Below are 17,684 nucleotides of genomic sequence, written 5' to 3' on the forward strand. Positions count from 1 at the left end.
TGAACCCGCCTCAGGCGGGATGCAGGCCGCGCAGCAACTGACGGACACGCGAGAGATCCTGATCGACGTGCTCCGCTTTTTCGAACAACTCTGCCAGCCAGTCGACAAACGCGCGCACGCGCGGCGACACGCGGCGATTCTTCACGTATGCGACCGAGACCGGCATGGGCACCGGCTTCCATTGCGGCAGGACTTCGCGCAAGAGGCCTGAGTCCAGATAGGGTTGCGCGGCGATCCGGGCGGGCTGGATCAGGCCGAGGCCTTGCAGGCCGCAGGTGAGATAGGCCTGCTCGTCGCTGACTTTGACGAACCCTTTTACCTTGACGTTTTGCGCGTCGCCATCCACTTCGAAGTCGAAGTCCACTTCGCGCCCATTATGCGGGGACATGCAATTGACGGCGACGTGTCCACGCAAATCGTCGAGGTCCGTGGGCGTGCCGTAGCGGGCCAGGTAGGCCGGACTTGCGCAGGTCACGTGTTCGAGGGTGCCGAGTTGGCGCGCGACCAGATTGGAATCCGGCAATTCGCCTAGCTGGATGCTGCAGTCGATTGCTTCGGAGATCAGATCGACTGTGCGGTTGCTGATGCCGATGGCGAGATCGAGGTTTGGGTAGCGTGTGTGAAAATCGTCCAGTGCCGGCAGGACGATGGTGCTGGCTACGGCGCCCGGCATTTCGATGCGTAGACGGCCTGTCAGGTTATCCGTGGCGTGACGGATGCTGGCTTCCATTTCGTCGATGTCGGCGAGGATTTGCGCGCAGCGTTCGTAGTAGGCCGCGCCTTCTGGTGTGACGCTTAGACGCCGCGTGGTACGGGCGAGGAGGGCGGTGCCTAGTAGCGCTTCCAGATTCTGGACGATGGTGGTCGCCGTGGCGCGCGGAATGTTTAATGATTCCGCTGCGCGGGTGAAGCTGTTGGTGTCCACGATTCGGATGAATGTGCGCATTGCGGTTATTCTGTCGATCACGGTTTTTGCTCCAGTCGGGGTTGGGGGCTGCGCGGCGGTTTGGGGTTGTGCTTTTCTTTTTTGTTGGCCTTTCCTTGAGTTCTTTGTGGTCTATTAGTGTTGCCCCTGTGCGGGGCGGCACTCACTTTCTTTGCGGCCGCAAAGAAAGTAAGCAAAGAAAGCGGCTCACACCGCCAACTCATAAGCGGGTTCCCTGGCTTGGAGGGGATAGCGGTACATCTGGAATTCGTGTCTTCGCGCATTCAGCCCCGGTGACAAGGCCGTCATACTTCCGGCGCCGCTGCGTATTGCATTGACCAGCGGTTTTTAATGGCGTGTCGCCGAGGCGAAGCCAACGGCCCCACCCGCACGGAACTCCTGACGGTTTCCTATGCAAACCCGTTCGCGACGCACGTAGTGCGGAGCGGGAGCGAATGACGGCTTTGTCACGAACGCGGAACGTGCGAGCGCACGGATTCCAGATGCACCACTGCCGTGGATGTGCGAGGCCCCCACTTAAGAATTGGCGGTGTGAGCCGCTTTCTTTGCTTACTTTCTTTGCGGCCGCAAAGAAAGTGAGTGCCGCCCCGCACAGGGGCAACACTAATAGACCACAAAGAACTCAAGGAAAGGCCAACAAAAAAGAACAGAAAGCACAAACCACAAACCACCACGCCGCAGGCAAAAAGAACCACCGCAGCGCGGCCCAAGCCCCCTTACTTCCGCAAGGAATCCAGATCAATCACAAACCGATACTTGACATCACTCTTCAGCATCCGTTCATAAGCCTCATTAATCCCCTGCATAGGAATCACCTCGATATCCGAAGTAATCCCATGCTCGCCGCAGAAATCCAGCATTTCCTGCGTCTCGGCAATTCCACCAATCAGCGACCCAGCCAACCGGCGACGCTTGAAAATCAGATTGAACACCTGCGGCGACGGATGATCATGCTCGGGCGCGCCGACCAGCGTCATCGTCCCATCACGCTTGAGCAGATTCAAAAACGGATTCAGATCATGCTGCGCAGCCACCGTATTCAGAATGAAATCGAAGCTGTTCAAATGCGCTTCCATCTCTTCGGCATTCTTCGAAATCACCACCTCATGCGCACCCAAGCGCTTCGCATCCTCGATCTTCGACGGCGACGTGGTGAACAGCACGACATGCGCACCCATCGCATGCGCGAGCTTCACGCCCATATGACCCAGGCCGCCAAGGCCCACAATGCCGACTTTCTTGCCAGGACCCGCACCCCAGGTGCGCAGCGGCGAATACGTCGTGATACCCGCGCACAGCAGCGGCGCCACGCCGGCAGGGTCGAGATTGTCCGGCACGCTCAGCGTGAACTCTTCGTCCACGACGAGTTGCGTGGAATAGCCGCCGTAAGTGATCTGACCGTCTACCCGGTCGACACCGTTATACGTGCCGACAAATCCGTTCTCGCAATACTGCTCAAGTCCTTCCTCGCAACTCGCACACGTACGGCACGAATCGACCAGACAGCCAACGCCGACCAGATCGCCGACCTTGTGCTTCGTCACGTCCGGGCCGACCGCGGTTACGCGGCCCACGATTTCGTGGCCCGGCACCACCGGAAAAACCGTGTTCTTCCATTCGTTGCGCGCCTGATGCAAGTCGGAATGGCACACGCCGCAAAACAGAACTTCCATCTGCACGTCATGGGCGCGAAGTTCGCGGCGCTGGATTTCGAACGGGGCGAGCGGCGCGGTGGCGTCGGTCGCTGCATAGGCATAAGTCGTGCTCATGGGTAGCTCCAGCAAAGAGGGTGAAATCGTAAGGCGCCGGCGATAGGCAACACATGTCACCGATGTGGCCAACCTCGTCATGAACCGGAATCACGGCGCGGGCGGTGGCTGGCAAATTCGTCAAACATGGAATTGGCAACCCAGCCCGGCGCAGCGCGGAAATGGATGATCCGGCAGGGTTCCCATCATAGGAGCAGGAACGAACCCCGGGAATACCTGAATGTCTTGAAGATTTGCCTAAAACTCCTGGCGAGCAGCGCGATAGGTCGTTTGGTGCTAAATTTCAAGCATTATTCTCTTGCGCGTCACTATACCGTCATGTCAACCCGATCAGTTGAACCCGTTCCGGCCGATCCCGCCCAGCAGCGTGTGGTCGAATTATTCGACGCGCTCGCGCCCAATCCGGGCTTCACGCGCACGAGTCTCGAAGGCGTCAACCTGATGCGCGCAAATAGTCCCATGCCGCGTATGCCGGTCATGTACGAGCCGAGCATCGTGATTGTCTGCCAGGGCCGCAAGCGCGGCTTTCTCGGCGATCAGGTGTTCCAGTACGACGCGCAGCAGTATCTGGTGCTTTCTGTGCCCTTGCCGTTCGAATGCGAGACCGAGGCGAGCCTGGAAGAGCCGTTCCTCGCCATCTCGGTGCGTGTCGATCTCACCATGGTGGCCGAATTGCTGATGGCGTTGAACGAGACCCAGGGCGCCGCGCAGAACGAACCCGTCGGCATCTATTCGACGCCGCTCGATCCGGCGCTATGCAATGCGGTGCAGCGCCTGATGGAAGCGCTGGCTTCGCCGCTCGACGCACGCATTCTCGCGCCTGGCGTGGTGCGGGAGATCTGTTATCGCGTGCTGACGGGCGAGCAGGGCGACGCGATTCGCGCGGCGCTCACGCATCAGAATCATTTCGGCCGCATTGCCAAGGCATTGAGGCGGATTCATGCCGATTACCACGGCGAACTCGACGTCGATACGCTCGCGTCGGAAGCAGGCATGAGCCTCGCCGTGTTTCATGCGCAGTTCAAAGCCGTCACGGCTACCTCGCCAATGCAATACGTGAAGACCACGCGCTTGCATCACGCGCGTTTGCTGATGGTGCAGGATGGTTTGAATGCGGGTGCGGCGGCTGCGCGAGTCGGTTATGAAAGCGCGTCGCAATTCAGCCGCGAGTTCAAGCGCCTGTTCGGGCTGAGCCCGGTCGACGAGGTCAAGCGCATGCGCACCCTTTACGATGCGCCGCCGCCGCGCGTGGTCAAGCCGGTGGCGCGTTACGTCACCGCCGTGTGACCGGACACGCAAGCGCGATTACAGCCCGCTGAACCAGTTGTAGCCCTGGTCTTCCCAATAGCCGCCGGGATTCGTGTTCGTCACGAAGATCGCCGCGATGTGCTTGGGATTCTTGAAGCCGAGTTTGGTCGGCACGCGCAATTTCAGCGGATAGCCGTATTTGGCCGGCAACGGCTCATTGCGAAAATCGAGTGTGAGCTGCGTCTGCGGATGCAATGCCGTTGCCATGTCGAGACTGGAGTAATAGCGATCCGCGCATTTGAAGCCGACATAGCGCGCGCTCAGATCGGCGCCGACGCGTTCCAGAAACGTGCGAAACGGCACGCCGCGCCATTGTCCTATCGCGCTCCATCCTTCAATGCAGATGTGGCGCGTGATCTGCGAAACCGGCGGCAACGCGCGCAACTGATCGAGGTTCCAGCTGCGCTTGTCCGACACGAGTCCCGAGACTTCCAGTTGATACGTCGAGCCGTCGATATCCGGTGCGTCGAACTCCGGATAAAACGCGTTGAACGGGAATGGGTCGGTGATTTGGCGCGCCGAGTAGGTCGGCGCCAGCTTGTTGCGGTCGAACAGCCAGCCCTGCACGCGATCGTTCCAGTGCGACATGGCCCAGAGCACCTTGTCGACCGAATCGCCGTCCTGCATGTTGCAGCCGGAGAGCATCGCCAGTGCGCCAATGGAGAGCGACGAGCGCAAGAACAGGCGCCGTTGCAGCCGTTCGATTTGCGGCTGATGATCGGCGAGGACGATGCGGGATTTGCGGGCGTCGCCGTTGCGTTCGGATGTGCTCATGCCCGGCCCCCTTCATGGGCTGCGCGCGGTGCGCGACCGGTCAGCATGGGCAGCAAGGTGCGCGGCACCAGTAGTACCAGCGCCAGATGCACGACCACGAAGCCGACCACGCCCGCCATCGCGATGAAGTGCACGCGCCGTGCGAAATCGAAGCCGCCGAATAGCGCGGTGAGCCAGGAGAATTGCACCGGCTTCCAGATGGATAACCCCGATGCGATCAGCAACACGCCAAGGCAGAGTACGAGCAGATACAGCGCACGCTGCACCGCGTTATATTTGCCGGTATCGTGCGGCAACCGGAACCGCAGCGCGAGGCTTGCGTCATGTATCACGTCGCGCGGATGAACCGGCAACAGCTTGCGCCGGAAATGGCCACGTCCGAGGCCATACGCGAAGTACAGCAGTCCGTTCGCGCACAGCAGCCACATTGCGGCGAAATGCCAGGCGATCGAGCCGCCGAGCCATCCGCCAACAGTCGCCCACACCGGAAATCTGAACGGGAAAAAGGGCGACGCGTTATAGATGGCCCAGCCGCTCATCACCATGCAGACCATCGCAAATGCGTTGATCCAGTGCGTGATGCGCACGACGAGCGGGTGAACAAGCTGGCGCTTTTGCGGTTCTGGCATGGTGCGGAGGTCACGAGACGAACGGGAAGTGGAAAGCCGCGCCATTGAAGAACACGGCTGCCCGGACAAGCGGGAGAAGCGGTACAAACGGTACAAAGGCAACGCCGTATTACATCGGCGGCGTTACGCCGTTCTCGCCCGCGGAGATGAAGTTGGCGGCCATCGAGCCGTCAGCTTCCTTGTGTGCGAACAGCACGACTTTCGCGCCCGGCACCAGCAACGAACGGTCGCCCGGTTCCAGCGCGACGATAGGCACGTCTTGCGGAATCACGATCTTCTTTTCGCCGTCCTTGTACTTCACGGTGATCGTGCGGCCGTTGCTGACCACGAGTGAACCCACCGTACCGTTGGTCATCGAGCTGTTTCCGCCGAGATCCCACGGACGATGGCCTTCGCCGGAGCCGCGCATGCTGGCCGGGAACACGTGTACTTCGAGCGCCTTCAGCGTGCCGTCCGCCTGCGGAATCGCGGCGGTGCCGACATAGCTGTCCGGCTTGATGTCGTTCACATTGGCGAGCACGACGCCGCGAATCGGCGTGTCCTTGGCGAGCTTCACGTCGACGTCCTTGCCGTCGCGCGTGTGGACCTTGAGCAGGTCACCCGACAACGACGTCACCGTGCCGCGTACGCCGGTGGGCGCAGCGCTCTGGGCGAATGCCGCGGGTCCTGCGGCGAGGAATGCGGCGGCGGCGAGCGCGGGGGCGACGAAGGTGCGCAACGCACGCGCGGAAACGATCTTCATGAATCTGCTCCAGGTGGTGAACGATGGGGGCAGATTAGACTCGCGACCGGCTCCGGCGAGTGACAGACGGATGACAAAAACGTCATGAATGGCGCGCGAGGGCCACGTAGAATGGCTGACATATCCACGTCCAGCGTTTTAGCGTTTCAGCGAGCAGCGTAGCGGGCCTTCGGGCCGAAGCCCGAATTGGAGCACCGAACACCATGAGCATCCTCGTCATTGAAGACGATCCGAAAACCGGCGATTACCTGAAGAAGGGTTTGCGCGAGAGCGGCTATGCGGTCGATCTCGCGCGCACCGGCACGGACGGCCTGCACATGGCGCTCGAAAATGCTTACGACCTCGTGGTGCTCGACGTGATGCTGCCCGGTATCGACGGTTGGGAAATCATGCGTGCGCTGCGGGCACGGCGCGATCTGCCGGTGATTTTCCTCACTGCGCGCGACCACGTCAGCGACCGTATTCGCGGTCTCGAACTCGGCGCGGACGACTATCTGGTTAAGCCGTTTTCATTTACCGAACTGGTGTTGCGCATCCGCACGCTGCTGCGCCGCGGCGTGACCCGCGAGAGCGACGTATTCGAAATCGCCGACCTGAAACTCGACGTATTGCGCCGCAAGGTAACGCGCGAAGGCGTGGAGATTCCGCTCACCAACAAGGAATTCATGCTGCTGCATCTGCTGGTGCGCCGCCAGGGCGAAGCGCTCTCGCGCACGCAGATCGCCTCCGAAGTGTGGGACATGAACTTCGACAGCGACACCAACGTGGTGGACGTGGCCATCAAACGGCTGCGCGCCAAGGTCGATCATCCGTTCGAAAAGAAGCTGATTCATACGGTGCGCAGCATCGGCTACACCTTCGGCGACGGCTCATGAAATTCTGGACCGGGCGCTCGCTCACGGCTCGCACCACAGTGCTGTTCGCGTCGATTGCGTGTGTGGTGATCGGCACGCTGGGCGCCTATTTCTACCGTTCGGCGGAATTGTCGTTGCAGCTCCGCGCCGACCTGGTGCTGACCGCCCGCGTCGAGCATTTCAGCCGCATTGTGCACGATCTCTATTCGGTCAGCGAGTTGAAGAACCGGCCGTTGCTGTTCGAGACCATGCTCGGCGCGGAACAGGACGTGCTGCTGTTTCGCCGTCCGGGCGAAGCACCGTTTATCGACGTGAATCCGGAGGGCGTGGCCGTGCCCGCCTTGCAGGCCGGCGAGGCGGGCCGTCTGCCGACCATTGCCGACATTCGCCAGACCCGGCTGGCCGACGGCGTGCCGGTGCATTGGGCAATCGCTACCGCCACGGCGCGCGAAGACGGCACCGAAGTCGAAGTGATCGCCGGCCACCCGATGACGCAGGAAGTGCGCATGCTGGCCGCCTACCGCAACCGTATCGTGCTGGCCACGCTGATCGGCATGCTGGCCGCGACGCTGCTCGCCTACTACGTGTTGCGCCGCGCGTTGCGCCCGGTGCGCGAGATTGCCACGCGGGCCGCGCAGATCAGCCCGGCGAGCCTGTCCGTGCGGCTCGACAGCGAGGCGGCGCCGCTCGAATTGCGCCAGCTCACGCATGCGTTCAATGCCATGCTCGACCGTCTTGCGGATGGCTATCAACGTCTGTCGCAGTTTTCGGCCGACCTGGCGCACGAGATTCGCACGCCGGTCGGTGCGTTGATCGGGCAAACCCAGGTCACGCTTGCCAGGACTCGCGAGCCCGAAGAGTATCAGCAACTGCTCGAATCGAATCTCGAGGAACTGAGTCGCCTCAGTCATATTGCGGAAAATATTCTATTTCTGGCGCATGCGGATCATGCGGCGCTTTCTGTGGACCGCGAGCCGGTCGACCTGCGTGGCGAACTCGTAAGGATCGCAGACTATTTCGAAGGGCCGGCTGACGAACGCGGCATGCGCTTCGTGGTCGAGGCCGAGGGCGTGGCATCGGTGAATCCGATGTTGTGCCGGCGCGCGATCAACAACCTGGTCGTCAATGCGGTGCGCTACGGCGCGAGCGATACGGTAGTGCGCCTGCGCGGCACACAGGACGAAGGGGGCGCCACCGTGGTGGTCGAAAACGACGGCGCGCCGATTCCCGAGGAGCAACTGGGCCGTCTGTTCGATCGCTTTTATCGCGCCGACGCGGCGCGCAGCGCGTTCACCGAGTCGAGCGGTCTGGGCCTTGCGATCGTCAAGGCGATCATGCATCTGCATGGCGGCACGGCGCGTGTGGTGTGCCCGGCACCGGGCGTGGTGCGTTTCGAATTGCGCTTCCCGGGCGTTTGAGCGACGCCGCCGGCCGGCGCCGTTCGCTCAGACCTTCTTCAGATACGCGGCCTTCAGCATGAAGCTGCCGGCGTCCATCTTGCAGTCCACTTCATGGTCGCCGCCCACGAGGCGAATGCTCTTCACCTTGGTGCCCATTTTCAGCGTGATCGACGAACCTTTCACTTTCAGATCCTTGATCAGCACGACGGCGTCGCCATCGGCCAGCGGGTTGCCGTTGGCGTCCTTGACCACGCGTTCGTCGGCGTCGTCGGTGGATGCGGCGGCGTTCATCGGCCATTCATGTGCGCAATCCGGGCAGACGTAGTTGTCGCCGTCGGGGTAGGTGTTTTCCATTGCGCATTGCGGGCAGGCGGGAATTGTCGACATGATTTTCTTTCCAGGCCGCGGCGCCGCCGCGGATAACTTCGGGGTTGGCGAGTATAGCGGACGCGCGCCGGACTACCACTGTCCGGCATGCGGGATGCTGCGCGAGCGCAAACCTGTGGGCCGCGATTCTGGCCCGAAAGGCGCGTGGCGACGCTCAACGGGAGGCGGACTATACTTTTCCAGCAGCCCGGCGGTCCCGCATGTTTCGTCATGCTTTGCGAGGCCTTGCAAAGCACCTATTGCCCGAATCTCACAGCAGGAGTCTGTCATGGTCAAACTCGCCCTGTACGTTCGTCTTGAAGCCCGGCCCGGCAAGGAACAGGAGGTCGAAGCGTTTCTGCTCGGCGGCTTGCCGCTCGTCGAGGATGAGCCCGGCACCGTGGCGTGGTTCGGGTTGAAGCTAGGACCGTCCACGTTCGGCATTTTCGATGCGTTTGCGGACGAAGGCGGCCGTGACGCGCACCTGAACGGCAAGGTGGCAGCCGCCTTGATGGCGAAGGCCGGCGAACTGTTCGCCTCGCCGCCGAGCATCGAAAAAATCGATGTGCTGGCGGCCAAATTGCCGGGTTGAACGCGCGGCTAGCGGCGCGTCGATTTGTCAGCCGCCTGCCGCTTCGCCCGCGTCGGTAGCCGGCTGGCTCGCGTAGGTTGCGCGCTTTTCCTCATACATGAGCAGATCGGCGCGCTGCACGCCGGCTTCGAGCCGGTCGCCGCGCTGGCAGGTCGCCGCGCCCATCGAGAAGCTGAGCGGTGAGCCGGGATAGAACTGATTGTTCAGCTCGATCAGTTGCCTGATCGCATCGACCATTGCGACGCCGCCGCGCTCGTCCGTGTCCGGCATCAGGATCGCGAATTCGTCTCCGCCAATACGCGCTGCGTGAAACGGCGCCTCGGTCGCTTTGGCGAGCACCTCGCCGGCGCGCCGCAACAGCGCGTCGCCCGCGGCGTGGCCGAGTTGATCGTTCACGCGTTTCAAACCGTTCAGGTCCGCCATGATGATCGTGACGGGCCACGGACCCTTGCGCTCGAGCCGGTTCAGTTCGTCCACGTAGAAGGAGCGGTTGCGCAGCTTGGTCAGCACGTCATGCTTGCCGAGGAACTCGAGGTAGGCTTCGGCCTTCTTGCGCGCCGTGATGTCCGTGAGCGCCACCAGCACCAGATCCCAGTTCTTTTCATGGCCCGGCAGCACCGAGAATTGCAGGTGCACGTGCACCTCGCTGCCGTCGAGCGAATAGTTGAGCACTTCGCGCTGCTGGAACAGCTTGCCGTCCCACAGATCGATCAACTGCTCGCGGAAATGCGGCCGCATGTCGTCGCGGAACACATCGGTCAGGCGCGCCAGCAGCGTTTTCTTGTCTTTGGCCGCGAACATGTCGAGCGTGTGCTGATTCACGTCGAGCACGTGGATTTCCTGCATGCAGCGCTCGACGAACTCGGGATGCACGTCGGTGAACACGCGGAAATCGTTGATGCCGGCTGCGCGCGCGTCGTCGAGCAGACGCTTGACCGCGCTGAAATCCTCCACCCAGAGCGAGACCGGCGAATACTCGAACAGACCGCGCACATACTGCTCGGCGAGCGTCACGCGGTGCCGTGCGCCTTCCAGCTCGGTGATGTCTTCGACCGATACCAGTACGCGGTCCCAGCGCGCCTCGTGGCCGGGCAGCACGGCGCCCTTGAGGAGCACATCGAGACGCCTTCCGCCGAGCGTGTAGTTGACCGTCTGGCTGGTGAACTGCGATTGCCCGGCCCACAACTGGCATAGCTCTTCGAGGTGGGTCTTGAGCATGTCGTCGCGGAATACCGAGGCGAGATTGCCGTTGAGCGCCTCGAAATCGGCCGCCTCGAATTGCGTCAGGGTCTTCTGATTGACCTTGATGACGCGAATGCTATGCGCGCATTGCGCGACGCAGTCCGGATTGGCGGCGAAATGCGCGCGCAGATCGGTCACGCCGTTGGCCCGCCATGCCTCGAACAGTGCGCGCACGCCGCTGAAGTCTTCGAGCCAGAGCGAGACGGGCGCCAGTTCGAACATCTCGGAATCGTCGTTGGCGGGCGCGGGGCCGCGCGGGAGGATGTCCAGCATGGAGTTCTCGAAATCGGAAGTGCCGCTATTTTAAAGCGGGTTGGGCCACGGCTGAAAAGAAAGACCGGCTACGCCTCATTTTCGCTGCGGCCATTCAGCAAGATAACGGCAAGCTTTCGACGGACTTGAGGCGCGTCGGGCCTTCGCCAGGCCTGTTCCGGAACCTGCGAGACTGGGCGTCCGAGCCCTCCGGACGGCCGCCAGCACGCCTTTGCGAGCCTTGCTACACTGGCCTGAAACCCGCCCCGTCCATTCACGTTGCCGATAAAAGCGCCATCATGAAGCCATCCCTTCTGGTCCTGATCCATTTGAACGATGCAAGCCGCGCCAGTATCGAGGCGGCGTTCGAGGTCATCTACGCCCCCGATGCCGCCCAGCGATCCGCCGCGATCGATGCACACGGCCAGACGATTCGCGCGGTGCTGACCAACGGCACGACCGGACTTACCGCGGCGGAAATCGACCGCATGCCGCAGTTGGGACTGGTCAGCGCACTAGGCGCCGGCTATGAAAACCTCGCCGTCGACCACGCCCGTTCGCGCGATATCGTGCTCGTCAACGGCGCGGGCACCAACGACGATTGCGTCGCCGACCATGCGTTCGCCTTGCTGCTCGCAGTGGTGCGCGACGTGCCGCAACTCGATCAGGCCACCCGCGAAGGCGTCTGGCGAGATACGCTGCCCATGCGCCCGAACGTGTCCGGCAAGCGTCTCGGCATTGTCGGGCTCGGCAATATCGGCACCAAGGTCGCGCGCCGCGGCGCCGGTTTCGACATGGAGATCGGCTATCACAACCGTAAGCCGCGTGAAGGCTCGCCGCACAAGTACTTCGACAACGTGGAAGCGCTCGCGCGCTGGAGCGACTTTCTGATGGTGGCAACGCCGGGCGGTGCGAGTACGCGTCACCTGATCGGCCAGGCAGTGTTCGAGGCGCTCGGTTCGCAGGGCTTCGTGGTCAACGTTTCGCGCGGCAGCGTGCTCGACACGGCGGCGCTCGCGCAGGCGCTCACGGCGGGCACGATTGCCGGCGCGGGGCTCGACGTCTACGAGGGCGAGCCGAATCCTCCCGAGGCCTTGCTGAAACTGCGCAACGTGGTGTTGACCCCGCATGTGGGCGGCCGTTCACCGGAAGCGATCACGGCCTCGGTCGACAATTTCCTCTGCAATGCCAGCCGGTATTTTGCGGGTGAAGCGGTGTTGACGCCGATCTGACGTCAACCGGCGCTCACGCGTTCATGCGTTTTGCCATGTAGCGCCAGCTCGTTGACGAACGGGAACGCGCCGGCTTCCACGCCGGGCGCAGCCGCTGCCTCGCGCGAAGCGCGGGCCGACACTCCACTGAAAGGCAACCGAAACTATCGGCACGGCGGATACTTTCTGTCGAGAATGGCGATTTCCATTGCGAGGCTGCGGCGAATAGGATGGGCGATACCGCATCATCATCGCTTCGACACACCGGAGCAGCGACGGAGATCCCGCATGGAACACCACGCCCGCACACAGAACGAACGGCTCGATGTCAAGACAACCACCTGCTACATGTGCGCCTGCCGTTGCGGTATCCGTGTCCATCTGCGGGAAGGCGAGGTGCGCTACATCGACGGCAATCCGGAGCATCCGCTCAATCAGGGGGTGATCTGCGCGAAGGGCGCGTCCGGCATCATGAAGCAGTACTCACCTGCGCGCCTGACCCAGCCGTTGATGCGCAAGCCGGACGCGGAGCGGGGCAGCGCGCAGTTCGAGCCGGTGTCGTGGGAATACGCGTTCGACGTGCTCGAAAAGCGCCTTGGTGCGATTCGCGCCTCGGACCCGAAGAAATTCGCGCTCTTTACCGGCCGCGATCAGATGCAGGCGCTGACCGGGCTCTTCGCCAAACAGTTCGGTACACCTAATTATGCGGCGCACGGCGGCTTTTGCTCGGCCAATATGGCGGCCGGCATGATCTATACGATCGGCGGATCGTTCTGGGAATTCGGCGGCCCGGATCTCGACAGCGCGAAGCTCTTCTTCATGATCGGTACGGCGGAAGACCATCATTCGAATCCGCTGAAGATCGCTATTTCGAAGTTCAAGCGAGCGGGCGGCCGCTTCATTGCAATCAATCCGATCCGCACCGGCTACGCCGCGATCGCCGACGAATGGGTGCCGATCAAACCCGGCACGGACGGCGCGCTGTTCATGGCGTTTTTGCACGAACTGATTGCCGCGGACGCGTGGGATCACGAGTTCGTGCGCCGCTATACCAACGCGGCGGAACTGGTCGATCTTGACGAAGCGAGTGAGAACTTCGGCCTGTTCGTGCGCGATCCCGAGCGGCCGGTCGGCAATCCGCTGTTTCCGCAGAATCATCTCTGGTGGGACGCGGACGCCGCGCGCGCCGTGCCGCATCACACGCCGGGCGTCAATCCGGCGCTAGACGGACGCTTTACGCTCGACGACGGTACGCCGGTCACGCCGTCGTTCGCCTTGCTGCGCGAACGCGTGGCCGATTGCACGCCCGAGTGGGCCGCCGCGATCACCGGCATTCCGGCGGACACGATTCGCCGCCTCGCGGGTGAAATGATCCAGACGAGCCGCGACCACCGCATCACGTTGCCGATCCGCTGGACCGACGCGTGGGGCGAGACGCACGAAACGGTCACCGGCAACCCGGTCGCCTTTCATGCCATGCGCGGCCTCGCGGCGCACTCCAACGGCTTCCAGTCGATCCGCGCGCTCGCCGTTCTGATGTCGCTGCTCGGCACGATCGACCGCCCCGGCGGCTTTCGTCACAAGTCGCCGTTTCCGCGTGCGGTGCCGCCGTCGGCGAAACCGCCGAACAGCCCCGACGCCGTCAAGCCGAACACGCCGCTCGCCACCGGTCCGCTCGGCTGGCCCGCAGCACCCGAGGATCTGTTCATCGACGATCAGGGCGGCCCGGTGCGGATCGATAAGGCTTTCTCGTGGGAATACCCGCTCGCCGTTCATGGCGTGATGCACAGCGTGATTACCAACGCGTGGCGCGGCGACCCGTATCCGATCGATACGCTGATGATCTTCATGGCCAACATGGCGTGGAATTCGTCGATGAACACGATGAAAGTGCGCGAGATGCTCGCCGACAGGCACGAGAGCGGCGAGTACAAGATTCCGTTTCTGGTGGTGTGCGACGCTTTCCAGTCGGAGATGACGGCATTCGCCGATCTGATCCTGCCCGACACGACCTATCTGGAAAGGCACGACGCGATGTCCATGCTCGACCGGCCGATCTCCGAATTCGACGGACCGGTGGATTCGGTGCGGGTGCCGGTCGTGCCGCCCACCGGCGAATGCAAGCCGTTCCAGGAAGTGCTGATCGAACTGGCGTCGCGTCTGAAGTTGCCGGCCTTCACGACCGCCGATGGCGCGCGGCGCTTTCGCGACTATCCCGACTTTGTCGTCAATTTCACGACCTCACCGGATTCCGGCGTGGGTTTCCTGATCGGCTGGCGCGGCAAGGACGGCGGCAAGGCGCTAGTGGGCGAGCCTAATCCGAAGCAATGGGAGCAGTACGCGAAGAACAACTGCGTGTTCCATTACCCGCTGCCCGAGACGCTGCAATACATGCGCAACTGCAACGGACCGTATCTCGAGTGGGCGGTCAGGAACGGTTTTCGCAAGTTCGGCGAGCCGATCCTGATCCAGCTCTATTCCGATGTGATGCAGAAGTTCAGACTCGCCGCGCAAGGGCGCACGAGCGGCAGGCAGCCGCCGGATCACCTGCGCGCGCGCGTTGAAAAGTACTTCGATCCGCTGCCGTTCTGGTACGCGCCGCTCGAAAGCGCGGCCACGGACCTCGCGCGCTTTCCGCTCGCCGCCGTGACGCAACGGCCGATGGCGATGTACCACTCGTGGGACTCGCAGAACGCATGGCTGCGGCAGATTCATGGCGAGAACTATCTCTACATGAATCCGCTGATGGCGGCCGAGAACGGTATTGCCGACGGCAGCTGGATCTACGCCGAATCGCAATGGGGCCGCGTGCGTTGCATGGCGCGCTTCAGTGAAACCGTCGAGCCGGGCACCGTATGGACGTGGAATGCGATCGGCAAGGCATCGGGCGCGTGGAATCTCGGCCCCGGCGCGAATGAATCGCAACGTGGTTTCCTGCTCAATCACCTGATCACCGACGAGTTGCCCGGCCGCGATCACGATGTGGCGAGCCGCATGTCGAATTCCGATCCGGTGACGGGCCAGGCCGCCTGGTACGACGTGCGCGTGCGCATCTATCCGGCGGAAGCCGACGCGCGGCACACGCTGCCGCAGTTCGCTGCAATGCCCGCCGTGCCGGGTGAAAACGGTGTGATCTCGCGCATCGTGCAAACCTACTTCGCGGGACGAGGGGAATTCGCGGCGCGGCTGCGCGGCGCGACGGGACGCAAATAGCACAGAGAGCCGCAAGGAGCATTTGATGACGCAGATGGCATTGGTGATCGATCTGAACGTATGCGTGGGGTGCCATGCGTGCGTGACGAGTTGCAAGGAGTGGAATACGTCGGGCGAATCGGGCAGTCTCGCCGATCTGAATCCGTACGACGCGGATCCCTCCGGTACCTTTTTCAACCGGGTGCAGAGCTTCGAGGCCGGCAGTTTCCCCAACGCAGAGACGATCCATTTTCCGAAGTCGTGTCTGCACTGCGAGGATCCGCCCTGCGTACCGGTCTGTCCGACCGGTGCGAGCTACAAGCGCAAGGAAGACGGGCTCGTGCTGGTGGACTTCGACCGCTGCATCGGCTGCAAGTACTGCGCGTGGGCATGTCCCTACGGCGCGCGCGAACTCGACGAAAGCCGCAAGGAGATGACGAAGTGCACCCTATGCGTGGATCGTATTCACGATGAAAACCTGTCCGAGCGAGACCGGCAGCCTGCCTGTGTGCTCGCATGCCCGACCTCGGCGCGGCTGTTCGGCGATATTCACGATCCGGAGTCGGTGGTGTCGAAGGCTATCGAAGAGCGCGGCGGCTACCAGTTGATGCCTGAGTGGAATACGCGGCCGGCGAATCACTATCTGCCGCGTGTACCCACCGAGGCTGCGGGCTGCGGTAGCGGTTCGTGCTCGTGCAAATCGTCCGGCTCGATGTCGGAGCCGGCCCAGTCGCCGGAATCGCTCGACGCGCAACTCGAGCGCGGTGAACTGCGTCTTGCGTCGATGGCGACGCGCATCTAAAAACCATAGGACTTCATGATGAATCCCGCATTCTCCGTGGTTTTTCTGACCACCTTGAGCGGCGCGGCACAGGGCCTGCTGATCGCGCTCGTCGGCGTGGAAACCGCTGGACATCTCGGCCTGCCAATGTCGCCCGCCGATACGTTCTATATCGCCGGCGCGGCCGTGTCGGTGATATTGGGCGGACTCGGGCTGCTCGCGTCGTTCTTCCATCTCGGCCATCCCGAACGCGCATGGCGCGCGATCGCTATGTGGCGCACTTCGTGGCTGTCGCGAGAATGTCTGTGCCTCCCGGCGTTCCTTGCCTGCGCGTTTTTCTATGGCGTCGCGCACTGGTTCGGTTCGCCCTGGTCGCTCGCGATTGGCTGGCTCGGCGTATTGGCGAGCGCTGTGCTGTTCGTCTGCACGGCGATGATCTACGCGTGTCTGCGTTTTTTGCAGGAGTGGGCCACGCCGCTCACGCTGGTCAACTTCGCGCTGCTCGGTTGCGCCTCAGGCTTGACGCTGGCGACAGCGTTGAGCGCATGGCTCGCGCATGCGCTGACCGCGTGGCTCGCCGTCTGTGCATGCGGGTTGACGCTCGCCGGCTGCGCGAGCCGCTCGGCATCGCTCGTGCGCAATGCGCGCTTGCGGCCGAAGTCGACAGTGCAGAGCGCCACCGGCATTCGCAATCCGAAGCTGGTGCAGGTGTCGCGCGGCTTTACCGCCGGCGCGTTCAATCTGCGGGAGTTCTTTCATGGCAAATCGGCGGGCACCTTGCGCGGCGTCAAATGGGGTTTCCTCACCGCGGCCTTTGTCGCGCCGATCGTGTTGATGGTGTTGGGGGCGAACCTGCATTCGATCGGCGTGTCGCTCGGCTTACTGGGCGCGGCGTGTCTTGTGCAATACGTGGGCCTGGTCGCGGAACGCTGGTTTTTCTTTGCCGAAGCGAAGCATCCACAGAATCTCTATTACGCGAGAGTCGGCTGAGGAATGCCTGATTCGATAGAAGCAATTGGTTATGCGATGGCGTGACACCGTGAATCAGGCTGGGATGACACGGCGCGTGGACTCTACACGTGTTGCTGCGGCGCTTCTCTGCCACAGACGGCCTGATAATCTGGAATCTTAAGCGATGGTATGGGAGAGACTGAAAATAATAGTCAATGAGCCCGTCCTGTCGTACTCAAAGAGCCGCGACTTCACCTTCAGAACGCCGTCGAAGCCGGGTTCGTCGACCCTCATGGTCACGTTGTCTCCAACGAGAGGAAGCAGATGTACCATCTGCGACCCGGTGGGGGAGTGTCTGAATTTTTGTGTGCAAGGCAGATAAAAGCCTGCCGTCTGGCAGGTCGTCAATTGCATTCTACAAATGAATCCTGGTGAAGCGATCCTCGTAGAGGATCGCGAACTGGTTCATCGCGGCCTTCCAGTCGTGAGCCGCCCGGCTCCAGTCAGCCGTGATATTACGTAACGCCAGCCGCAGCAATTTGGTCGCGGCCTCGTCCGTCGGGAAGTGGCCACGTGTCTTGACGATCTTGCGTAGCTGGGCATTTACACTTTCAATGGCATTCGTAACCGGCATGATATAGCCGGTGCCTCACGGTCCCGCGCCGTGCATTTCTG

General features: G+C 62.3%; 15 protein-coding genes and 1 pseudogene. 8 read left to right on the forward strand and 8 right to left on the reverse strand.

Annotated features, from left to right (window positions below; all coding sequences use genetic code 11):
* Window positions 1–10: 10 nt before the first annotated feature.
* Both NE850_RS25875 and NE850_RS25880 read right to left on the reverse strand, forming a co-directional pair.
* A complete protein-coding gene (locus NE850_RS25875) occupies window positions 11–967 on the reverse strand; it encodes a LysR family transcriptional regulator (protein ID WP_007176956.1) in 957 nt (318 codons plus the stop codon).
* Window positions 968–1,662: 695 nt separating this feature from the next.
* Complete coding sequence (locus NE850_RS25880) at window positions 1,663–2,715, reverse strand: NAD(P)-dependent alcohol dehydrogenase (protein ID WP_007176957.1); 1,053 nt, start codon at window positions 2,713–2,715, stop codon at window positions 1,663–1,665.
* Window positions 2,716–3,033: 318 nt separating this feature from the next.
* Between NE850_RS25880 and NE850_RS25885 the strand changes: the two genes are divergently transcribed.
* Window positions 3,034–4,002 carry an AraC family transcriptional regulator gene (locus tag NE850_RS25885; protein WP_035516583.1) on the forward strand — a complete coding sequence of 323 codons (969 nt, stop codon included), beginning with the start codon at window positions 3,034–3,036 and terminating at the stop codon, window positions 4,000–4,002.
* Between the two features lie 18 nt (window positions 4,003–4,020).
* Here NE850_RS25885 and NE850_RS25890 read toward each other — a convergent pair whose 3' ends face one another.
* The 3 genes from NE850_RS25890 to NE850_RS25900 form a co-directional block, all read right to left on the reverse strand.
* A complete protein-coding gene (locus NE850_RS25890; RefSeq protein ID WP_310699577.1) occupies window positions 4,021–4,797 on the reverse strand; it encodes a molybdopterin-dependent oxidoreductase in 777 nt (258 codons plus the stop codon).
* Window positions 4,794–5,426: a cytochrome b/b6 domain-containing protein gene (locus tag NE850_RS25895; protein WP_310699578.1), complete on the reverse strand. Its 633-nt coding sequence runs from the start codon at window positions 5,424–5,426 to the stop codon at window positions 4,794–4,796. Before NE850_RS25895 ends, NE850_RS25890 begins: the two co-directional genes overlap by 4 nt.
* 109 nt (window positions 5,427–5,535) lie before the next feature.
* Window positions 5,536–6,168, reverse strand: coding sequence for a hypothetical protein (locus NE850_RS25900; protein ID WP_007176961.1), 633 nt, complete (start codon window positions 6,166–6,168; stop codon window positions 5,536–5,538).
* 203 nt (window positions 6,169–6,371) lie between these two features.
* On the opposite strand from NE850_RS25900, the gene NE850_RS25905 reads away from it, so the two are divergent.
* Together NE850_RS25905 and NE850_RS25910 are read left to right on the forward strand one after the other, a co-directional pair.
* Window positions 6,372–7,043, forward strand: a complete 672-nt coding sequence (locus NE850_RS25905; RefSeq protein WP_007176962.1) for a heavy metal response regulator transcription factor — start codon at window positions 6,372–6,374, stop codon at window positions 7,041–7,043.
* Window positions 7,040–8,440 (forward strand): heavy metal sensor histidine kinase, encoded by a 1,401-nt coding sequence (locus NE850_RS25910; protein WP_007176963.1) that lies wholly within the window; start codon window positions 7,040–7,042, stop codon window positions 8,438–8,440. The genes NE850_RS25905 and NE850_RS25910 overlap by 4 nt, the downstream gene beginning before the upstream one ends.
* 27 nt (window positions 8,441–8,467) lie before the next feature.
* Here the strand turns inward: NE850_RS25910 and NE850_RS25915 are convergent, their stop codons facing one another.
* Window positions 8,468–8,809 carry a zinc ribbon domain-containing protein YjdM gene (locus tag NE850_RS25915; protein ID WP_007176964.1) on the reverse strand — a complete coding sequence of 114 codons (342 nt, stop codon included), beginning with the start codon at window positions 8,807–8,809 and terminating at the stop codon, window positions 8,468–8,470.
* Between the two features lie 268 nt (window positions 8,810–9,077).
* On the opposite strand from NE850_RS25915, the gene NE850_RS25920 reads away from it, so the two are divergent.
* On the forward strand, window positions 9,078–9,380 hold the full coding sequence (locus tag NE850_RS25920; protein WP_007176965.1) for a putative quinol monooxygenase: 303 nt from the start codon (window positions 9,078–9,080) through the stop codon (window positions 9,378–9,380).
* Window positions 9,381–9,407: 27 nt separating this feature from the next.
* Here the strand turns inward: NE850_RS25920 and NE850_RS25925 are convergent, their stop codons facing one another.
* A complete protein-coding gene (locus NE850_RS25925) occupies window positions 9,408–10,895 on the reverse strand; it encodes a sensor domain-containing diguanylate cyclase (protein ID WP_007176966.1) in 1,488 nt (495 codons plus the stop codon).
* A gap of 278 nt (window positions 10,896–11,173) precedes the next feature.
* On the opposite strand from NE850_RS25925, the gene NE850_RS25930 reads away from it, so the two are divergent.
* The 4 genes from NE850_RS25930 to NE850_RS25945 all read left to right on the forward strand — a co-directional run bounded on the left by NE850_RS25930 (window position 11,174) and on the right by NE850_RS25945 (window position 17,048).
* Window positions 11,174–12,106: a 2-hydroxyacid dehydrogenase gene (locus tag NE850_RS25930; protein ID WP_007176967.1), complete on the forward strand. Its 933-nt coding sequence runs from the start codon at window positions 11,174–11,176 to the stop codon at window positions 12,104–12,106.
* A gap of 267 nt (window positions 12,107–12,373) precedes the next feature.
* Window positions 12,374–15,298 (forward strand): molybdopterin-dependent oxidoreductase, encoded by a 2,925-nt coding sequence (locus NE850_RS25935; RefSeq protein ID WP_007176968.1) that lies wholly within the window; start codon window positions 12,374–12,376, stop codon window positions 15,296–15,298.
* Window positions 15,299–15,323: 25 nt separating this feature from the next.
* Window positions 15,324–16,079: a 4Fe-4S dicluster domain-containing protein gene (locus NE850_RS25940; protein ID WP_007176969.1), complete on the forward strand. Its 756-nt coding sequence runs from the start codon at window positions 15,324–15,326 to the stop codon at window positions 16,077–16,079.
* A gap of 18 nt (window positions 16,080–16,097) precedes the next feature.
* Entirely contained in the window at window positions 16,098–17,048 is a 951-nt protein-coding gene (locus NE850_RS25945; protein WP_310699580.1) for a DmsC/YnfH family molybdoenzyme membrane anchor subunit, read from the forward strand.
* 376 nt (window positions 17,049–17,424) lie between these two features.
* On the opposite strand, the pseudogene NE850_RS25950 reads toward NE850_RS25945, so the two are convergent.
* Window positions 17,425–17,646, reverse strand: a pseudogene (locus tag NE850_RS25950) (transposase); the annotation flags it as partial.
* Window positions 17,647–17,684: the final 38 nt, after the last annotated feature.

It is taken from the genome of Paraburkholderia sp. USG1 (assembly GCF_031570135.1).
Lineage (GTDB): Bacteria > Pseudomonadota > Gammaproteobacteria > Burkholderiales > Burkholderiaceae > Paraburkholderia > Paraburkholderia dioscoreae.

What these genes read in the sequence shown, in the direction of transcription:
- NE850_RS25880 (WP_007176957.1), bottom strand. Translation starts at nt 2,715, where the DNA reads ATGAGCACGACTTATGCCTATGCAGCGACCGACGCCACCGCGCCGCTC.
- NE850_RS25885 (WP_035516583.1), top strand. Translation starts at nt 3,034, where the DNA reads ATGTCAACCCGATCAGTTGAACCCGTTCCGGCCGATCCCGCCCAGCAG.
- NE850_RS25890 (WP_310699577.1), bottom strand. Translation starts at nt 4,797, where the DNA reads ATGAGCACATCCGAACGCAACGGCGACGCCCGCAAATCCCGCATCGTC.
- NE850_RS25895 (WP_310699578.1), bottom strand. Translation starts at nt 5,426, where the DNA reads ATGCCAGAACCGCAAAAGCGCCAGCTTGTTCACCCGCTCGTCGTGCGC.
- NE850_RS25900 (WP_007176961.1), bottom strand. Translation starts at nt 6,168, where the DNA reads ATGAAGATCGTTTCCGCGCGTGCGTTGCGCACCTTCGTCGCCCCCGCG.
- NE850_RS25905 (WP_007176962.1), top strand. Translation starts at nt 6,372, where the DNA reads ATGAGCATCCTCGTCATTGAAGACGATCCGAAAACCGGCGATTACCTG.
- NE850_RS25910 (WP_007176963.1), top strand. Translation starts at nt 7,040, where the DNA reads ATGAAATTCTGGACCGGGCGCTCGCTCACGGCTCGCACCACAGTGCTG.
- NE850_RS25915 (WP_007176964.1), bottom strand. Translation starts at nt 8,809, where the DNA reads ATGTCGACAATTCCCGCCTGCCCGCAATGCGCAATGGAAAACACCTAC.
- NE850_RS25920 (WP_007176965.1), top strand. Translation starts at nt 9,078, where the DNA reads ATGGTCAAACTCGCCCTGTACGTTCGTCTTGAAGCCCGGCCCGGCAAG.
- NE850_RS25925 (WP_007176966.1), bottom strand. Translation starts at nt 10,895, where the DNA reads ATGCTGGACATCCTCCCGCGCGGCCCCGCGCCCGCCAACGACGATTCC.
- NE850_RS25930 (WP_007176967.1), top strand. Translation starts at nt 11,174, where the DNA reads ATGAAGCCATCCCTTCTGGTCCTGATCCATTTGAACGATGCAAGCCGC.
- NE850_RS25935 (WP_007176968.1), top strand. Translation starts at nt 12,374, where the DNA reads ATGGAACACCACGCCCGCACACAGAACGAACGGCTCGATGTCAAGACA.
- NE850_RS25940 (WP_007176969.1), top strand. Translation starts at nt 15,324, where the DNA reads ATGACGCAGATGGCATTGGTGATCGATCTGAACGTATGCGTGGGGTGC.
- NE850_RS25945 (WP_310699580.1), top strand. Translation starts at nt 16,098, where the DNA reads ATGAATCCCGCATTCTCCGTGGTTTTTCTGACCACCTTGAGCGGCGCG.